The 6,577-nt window shown below is 55.6% G+C and carries 7 protein-coding genes; 1 reads left to right on the plus strand and 6 read right to left on the minus strand.

All coding sequences use genetic code 11. The annotated features are described in order from the left end of the window. Positions 1–435, plus strand: a 435-nt coding sequence (locus tag CU103_RS30805; protein ID WP_146147911.1) for a helix-turn-helix domain-containing protein, incomplete at its 5' end; no start/stop codon positions are given. Positions 436–651: 216 nt separating this feature from the next. Here the strand turns inward: CU103_RS30805 and CU103_RS30810 are convergent. The 6 genes from CU103_RS30810 to CU103_RS30830 form a co-directional block, all read right to left on the minus strand. Next, positions 652–1,392, minus strand: coding sequence for a bestrophin-like domain (locus CU103_RS30810; protein WP_106667814.1), 741 nt, complete (start codon positions 1,390–1,392; stop codon positions 652–654). Beyond that, the gene (locus tag CU103_RS30815) at positions 1,392–2,411 is read right to left on the minus strand and encodes an Lnb N-terminal periplasmic domain-containing protein (RefSeq protein WP_106667815.1); all 1,020 of its coding nucleotides are present in this window, start codon (positions 2,409–2,411) and stop codon (positions 1,392–1,394) included. Before CU103_RS30815 ends, CU103_RS30810 begins: the two co-directional genes overlap by 1 nt. Before the next feature lie 18 nt (positions 2,412–2,429). Further along, entirely contained in the window at positions 2,430–2,633 is a 204-nt protein-coding gene (locus tag CU103_RS31265) for a hypothetical protein (RefSeq protein WP_146147912.1), read from the minus strand. A gap of 1,118 nt (positions 2,634–3,751) precedes the next feature. Continuing rightward, complete coding sequence (locus tag CU103_RS30820; protein ID WP_146147913.1) at positions 3,752–4,372, minus strand: hypothetical protein; 621 nt, start codon at positions 4,370–4,372, stop codon at positions 3,752–3,754. Positions 4,373–4,886: 514 nt separating this feature from the next. Continuing rightward, positions 4,887–6,296 (minus strand): adenylate/guanylate cyclase domain-containing protein, encoded by a 1,410-nt coding sequence (locus CU103_RS30825; protein WP_106667817.1) that lies wholly within the window; start codon positions 6,294–6,296, stop codon positions 4,887–4,889. Continuing rightward, positions 6,293–6,577: hypothetical protein (locus CU103_RS30830; protein WP_210203869.1), on the minus strand; the 285-nt coding region annotated here is incomplete at its 5' end. The genes CU103_RS30830 and CU103_RS30825, both read right to left, overlap by 4 nt.

Genomic DNA, 6,577 nt, shown 5'->3' on the forward strand with positions numbered 1-6,577 from the left:
CCGCTCAGCACCATGCTTGTCGAGAGCTATACCGCCACAATCTTCACCCAGCTGATGCGCAAGCAGAAATATCCGCCCCCCGTGCGCAAAGGCGGGCTCGCCGCCACGAACCTTAACCGGGTGATTGAGAAAATTGACGATGACCTCACGGCTGACTTGTCGCTTTTACAACTGGCCGACCTTGCCGGTTTGAGCGTTCCCCACTTTTGCCGCGCATTCAGGCAAACGCTCGGTTGTCCGCCATACGCCTTCATTATCCGGCGCAGGATCGAACGGGCAAAGGACTATTTGCGCCATTCCTCCAGGCCTGTCACCGATATCGCCCTGTCCTGTGGTTTCTCCAGTTCAAGCCATTTTTCCAATGCCTTCCGGCGAGAAACGGGAACGACCCCCTTGGTATATCGCGGCACCTGGCCGGGCAACGCATCGCAATGATTTACTGATCAGATCCCGCACTTGCATCAATCTGTTCCCGAGTAGCGACTTCAATGCGTCCTCAATCTCGATTGACCTGCCGAAAGATATCAAAGCTGCCCTCGATACTGCCGCAATCATCTCTTCCACAAGTGATGGGCCCAAATCCCGGGGCGAGGAACATGGGAAGTGTTCAAAATCGAACATTGGCTGAGCGCAGCGCTCTGCGTGGCAGGTTCAGGTTCGCCCGAGATTCTCAAGGGCCATGCGCAACGGCGCATCGGAGACACGAATAAAGCCGAGATACGGATGCGCCATGTCGATAATCAGAAATACTGCTCCTGCCACCGATAATGCACACACGAGTAAGATGGATACGACCGTTGTATTGCGGGGAGACAATAGCCCAAATGTGAAAAACAGCAGCGCAAGCCAGAAGACCAGAATTGCAAGGAAGGCCCACGGAGGCTCCTCGCCCTCCTGTTCGACCAGCAACCAGTGTGCCTCGGCTATTTTCCCGCTAACCTCAAGCGCACGTGACTGCAGCAAGCGTTTTGCCTCCACCTCGGGGATGAGGGACCGCAGTTCATCTTGCACGGGCTCTATCCCCGCTGTTGCAATCTCTCCTCCACCCTGTCCACTTTGCTGCAGTCGGGCCTCTACCAACTGCGCAAGCGCCTGGCGTGCTCCGGCTGTTTCCGCACCATAATGCGCCATGACCCGGTCAAGAAGGACCACCTGCGCTACCGAGGTTCTAAGCTCAGCTTCAGCAACGTCAAATGTTGTCTTGGCTGACGCAATCAGGAAGCCGAGCGCGAGGGCCGACAAGGTGCCCACCACGGCTGTCGCAAGCTTGATCGTATCCTTCGAATCGGCACCTAGATGGTGATGCGGCAAGCGGAGGCTCAGCATCATTCCCATCGATATGGCAAGAGACAGAAACACGAACACGATTCCGCCGATCGTGAGCGCACTCATCAGTTTCCTCCCGGGTTGCCCGATGGCGATGGTACATCGATGCGGATGAGCCGGGAGAACTCCGCCGACAATCCCGCCGTCTTTGCCCGCTCTTCGATGTGAGCACGGTCTCGTAAATCGGCGAGCGGCAGGCGGGTGTCCAGCGCGCCACGGTCGTACGCGTATTCAGGCAAGTATCCGTTGACGATCAGCCGCCAGTCGAAGGGGACTACGTCACCCACCGCACGCATCATCTTGACGATCGTCGTCGTACAGTTCGTCGTAATTGAGTTGTAGAACTCGGGTGTGGTGGAAAGTGCATTGGCGTCCACGACATATTCGAGCAGCAACGCCCGGGCAGCTTGCGGCGACGCCTTGAGGCGATAGATCTGAACGTCTTCCCCGCGGAAATTCGATCGAACGCCAATCACATCGCGTTCGTCAGCCGCTATGATCACCAACGGATTGCTCTTGAAGAGATCGGCAACAGGCGAAAACGCGCCGCCGATACGCCGCCGCACCTCGATCGACCAAGCAATAAAATTGCCATCCTCAAAACCAAAACTCAGGATGACGTGGGCAATGTTTGGGTTCCCCCATTGGGACATGAATAAGTCGGCGGACTTGAGAGTTTTCAGGTCGTAAGTACGCGTCGTCCAACGCTCGGTGAAGTCGCTTTTGCTTCGCCATTCAAAGTCACGGACATTGGTCAGCGTCAGCAAATCGCCGTTGCGCGTTCCGGTGACCTGACGGGCGACCTCAGGGGCCCAATCCGCATCTGCGAGCGGTTTTATCGTGCTCCACCATGTCAGCAGCAAACCGAAGCAGCCCACAAACCCAATGAGTGACCAAGTGCGCAAGCGCGTGAAAAGCATCACGATTGTTGCAAGGCCAAGCAGTCCGAACAAGCATCCGACGGTGATTTTTGCGGGCGGCGGAAAAGGCAGCCGGTACCAAAGTGCCATCACCGCCCATGTTGTTGCAATCGTAACAACCAGCGCAAGCAGACTGGCAACGAGCAAACGCCCTATGCGACGCAACCGATACCTCATCGGCCGCTATAATATCCGACAGAAGTCGATCAGTTCGGTCCGGCGATCAACCGCTGCTTTCGGATTGGCGGCACTAAAGGGGATTTCCTGTCCTGTAACGAGCGAATAAACTTGGTTGGGCGCAAAGGTCGTCGAATTCGCTTGACCAACACTGGTTGGAAAGAGAGAGGCGATCTCAATCGCCCCGCCTAAAGGACCACGTCTGTTCATCGCGCATATCCCCACGTTTGACTGCAATTTTCCATCGGGCGTGTTGAATGAACCGAAGGTTGGACGAAATCGGATCACCGCACCCGGCGACATGTTAGCACGGACAGGCCGCTTGGGCGCATGAATGCAGAAAAAGTTTGCTCGGTTTGCTTCCCTACAGGAGTAATACCCGTCAAGCAGCGACGGATTGCTTTCCTTTGGCCAATAAAGACGAATTTCTAAACAGCATCTTGGGCCACTTGGCACGGGGCGCCCACGGGCATGACGCGCTGAATGTCATTGGTGCCATGGATGCCTGTCTTGGGACGCAGCTCATCTGTCGCTCCTACTTGTTCAGAAACCGGACCGCCCAGCCGTCCCCTTGAGGCGAAGTGAGAAAGGCCGGTGTTAAGATAACCGGGCTCATGAATTCAGGGGAAGGCAGGATCTCACCGTCGTTATCAGCCGTAGATTGACAAGCAGGAGTCAAGGATGTTTTGCGCTGTAGCCCATCTGACAGCGGCAGATGGAGGATATGGCATTCTGGTTAACGGGTTTTCTTGATTATTTGCGGAACCTTATTCCACTAACACACGTTGCTCTGTCGCTGGTAACAGCTGAAGTCTCACCGTGATTACTAGGCGAGTAGGTACGGCGAAGCTTCATGAGACTTGGTTCGATGTTCTCGGGCCAGGTCTCTTTTTTACCTCGGATTTGGCCCTGGTGTGAAGCGATCGTCTAGCGTTAGACTGGTTGCGCCTCGTCAAATCGCGATGGCCGTAATGGGAAATCAACGCGTAGCAGCATGAATCGAAGAAACGATCGCGACCTGAGAATTTCATTGCCATCGAAAATGACGGCGAAGAGAGGCACATTGCCTGCATCCCATGACCGTTGCCCAGCCGAATGATGGTCTTGGCTTGGTCTAGAACATGGTGAGCAAGGACATGCTGCTCCTGGCATTGATCATCGTAGCGGCGATGGTGATCGTCGCGTCGTCGGTGTACACCAACGGAATTTAAGCGACGCAAGCCGATATGGCAGATACAAAGCCAGCCTGGAGAGCCAACCTTCATTATTTGTTAACCATAGTGGCGCAGCCTTGACCCGCTGACCCAATCCCCAATTGCCCAATCGTGTCAGCGCCCCGGCCGCTGCCCCCATTGGCGGCCGGGCTCCTTTGCCAAGGCCGTTGTTGACAGCTCCAAACGCGTTTGTGCGATGTTCTGGTCGAGACAGCAGGCATGAATTATCGCGATCGCCCGTCGTTGGCCAGTCTCGACTGCCAGTGATTTGGCGGTCATGAAAACCGCGCCGGGGCTGCTTATAGTTGAAGGCTGCGGTATATACGAATTACTTGCGGTATTTACTTCTAATTGATTGATTGTGATCAGCCAGCGCTGTGTTCTACTGACAAGACGTAGAATAGCGTTGGGGGCGGCGTTGTGGGGAAATATTTCTCTTTTATTGCTGGACTTATTATTCCAGCCTGCTTGGGCTATGGACTGATAAAGCAAACTAGTATTTCCGGCGACGTTGTCATATTTATAATCGTCGCACTCGTCGTATTCGTTGTATTTTGGATCAAGCATCATCAGGCTCAGATTGCTGGCACGGTTGGTGTTGCCGCTGCCGTTTGCCTGTTGGCGTCCCTGTATTTCTTTCAGCAGGGCGGCGATGGTGTCATGACAGGCATTGGTTTGCTCGTTGGCGCGCTCGTCCTGGCGGCTATCGCCGGACAGGCGATGCAGGGCAACCAAGAACCTGGCCCGGGTAAAACGATTGTCCAACCCACACAACAGACACTACCAGGAGAGCGTTCATGCGATGCGTGCAATGGCGCCGGGACTATTCAGGAATGGACCGTGAAAATGTGCCCGTCATGCGGCGGAGCCAGTCTGCTGCGAGACGGGACAAAGTGCCCGCATTGCCCCAATGGAACGGTCGGCGAATGGTCGCACGTCAGATGCACGACGTGCGGGGGGAGCGGGACAATCTCAAGTTAGGCAGAAATAAATCGCTTTTTCGGTTTGGCCACATTCAAAAAGGGAGGAGAGAGACGAGGACACCGCCCCACGATCCTTGCCTCTACCCTCCCAGTTCTACCAGACCACAATACACAGACACGCATGCAAAGCGGTCTGGTGTGCGAGCACGGCCTGTAACCATATGCACGATAGTGCACAGCGTCAGCTTGGCATTTAGAGGTAGGGTCTACGCCCTTTGACTAGGATGATGCTGCTATCTTTGGGAGCACCGAACGACGGCGCTGGCTCATGGAATCGTAAAGATGCTAATTTGATCGGTAATGCCCCGAAGCGAGACGTTGTGCGACATCGGTTTCAGGCCACGCTCGGAAAGGAGATCAGAGGCGCGAGGATTTTGAAGCACGGAACCAGTGGCAAAGATCTCACGCGCCGTGGCCAGGTGCTGGACGCGCGAGGCAATATTTACTGTCTGGCCGAAATAGTCCTGTCGTTCGTTGAGGCTCACCGCGATGCAAGGCCCTTCGTGGATGCCAATTTTCAGGAGCAGATCCTCGTTGCCGCGTTCCTGGTTGAGACTGTGCATCGCATCGCGCATCCGCATCGCTGCGGCCACCGCCCGGTCAGGTGTCGGAAAGGTTGCCATCACAGCATCCCCGATCGTCTTCACAACAGCGCCCGCCTCGGCAGCCACGATCTCGTTGAGGATACCGAAGTGGGTCTTCACCAGATCAAATGCTGCAAGATCGCCGACTCTTTCGTATAACTCGGTAGAACCGCGCAGGTCGGTAAAAAGGAAGGTGAGACTGGTGATCTTCAGCCGCTGATCCACGTCGATCGTGTCGGTGCGATAGACGTCGCGGAACGTCTGATTGGACAGAAGGCGCTTGGCCGTCAAAAACGGTCGGCGATTGCCGAGTAACGTATGCAGCGCTTCATTTGCCTCGCATACCGATGGCAAGACGCGAACATCAGTGTGGTTTTCCACCAGGATGCGCAGTGGACCGGGGCGTAAATTAAGGGTCTCATGATGCCGGTGTGTACGGTCGAACACAAGCGAAAGGCTTTGCCGCTCCCTTGTGGGTTCGCCCTGCACGTCGAGGAACTGCGCGGCGTGCGTTACTGGTTCGAAGATAATGACGAATGCTGCCGGCAGTTGCAGTGAGATGACAGCCTTCTCTCCCGCTGGCAGTTCAAGGGACTCCAAAACAAACTCCTCGACCTTTGCCTCATAATTCTCCTCCGGCAGATCGACGCCCGAGCCCCAATAAATCTGGCGGAAATACTCCAAAGGCGGAAGCTGGTGCGGATTGTGGGCCTCGATGCGGCGCACGCGCGGGCTGACGGTAAAGGTTACCTCAACCATCTCATCCAGCGTGGGCTCATAGCCGGCCGCGCAGAGCGCACAGGTATACTCCTCACTCTGCACGGTCTTTAACGTCGTATTGGCATCGAGTACGCCGCCACAGCCAGGACAAAGAACATTCCAGGACATGTCGAACAGGCCCAAATGCGATGCCTGCAGGAAGCAGTTGATGGTTTGTTCCTCGTCAAAACCTTCAGCAGCAGCAAATGCGAGTGCATTAATGCGGCCAAGGTTGCGGTCGGGCGCTTCGCGAACGAGCCGCTCGATGGCATCAACGATGCGTGGCTGGGCCGACTGGCGCAACATGCTGAACAGAGGCTGAGCTTCATTCATGGGTCCAGCTTATACCGAATTTGGTGCGCTTGCCATGCCATGCGCTCTGCGAATGTTTCCAATTCAAAATTCTTGCTCCACGCGAGCTGGATCGGCAGAGGGCCATGCAAATCGGCCCATTCCAGTTCAGCGGCCACTAGAGAAAGCCGCAAATGTTCAACAAAGGCACTACGATTGTTGGTGTGGTGTGGTGTGGACCTACCACTTCCGGAGAAGGCGGCGGCGATATCCGCCCCTTTTAGCGGGTTGGAACTGACCGGCATACCCGGCTTTCCATCGCC

Source organism: Phyllobacterium sophorae, from assembly GCF_003010965.1.
Lineage (GTDB): Bacteria > Pseudomonadota > Alphaproteobacteria > Rhizobiales > Rhizobiaceae > Phyllobacterium > Phyllobacterium sophorae.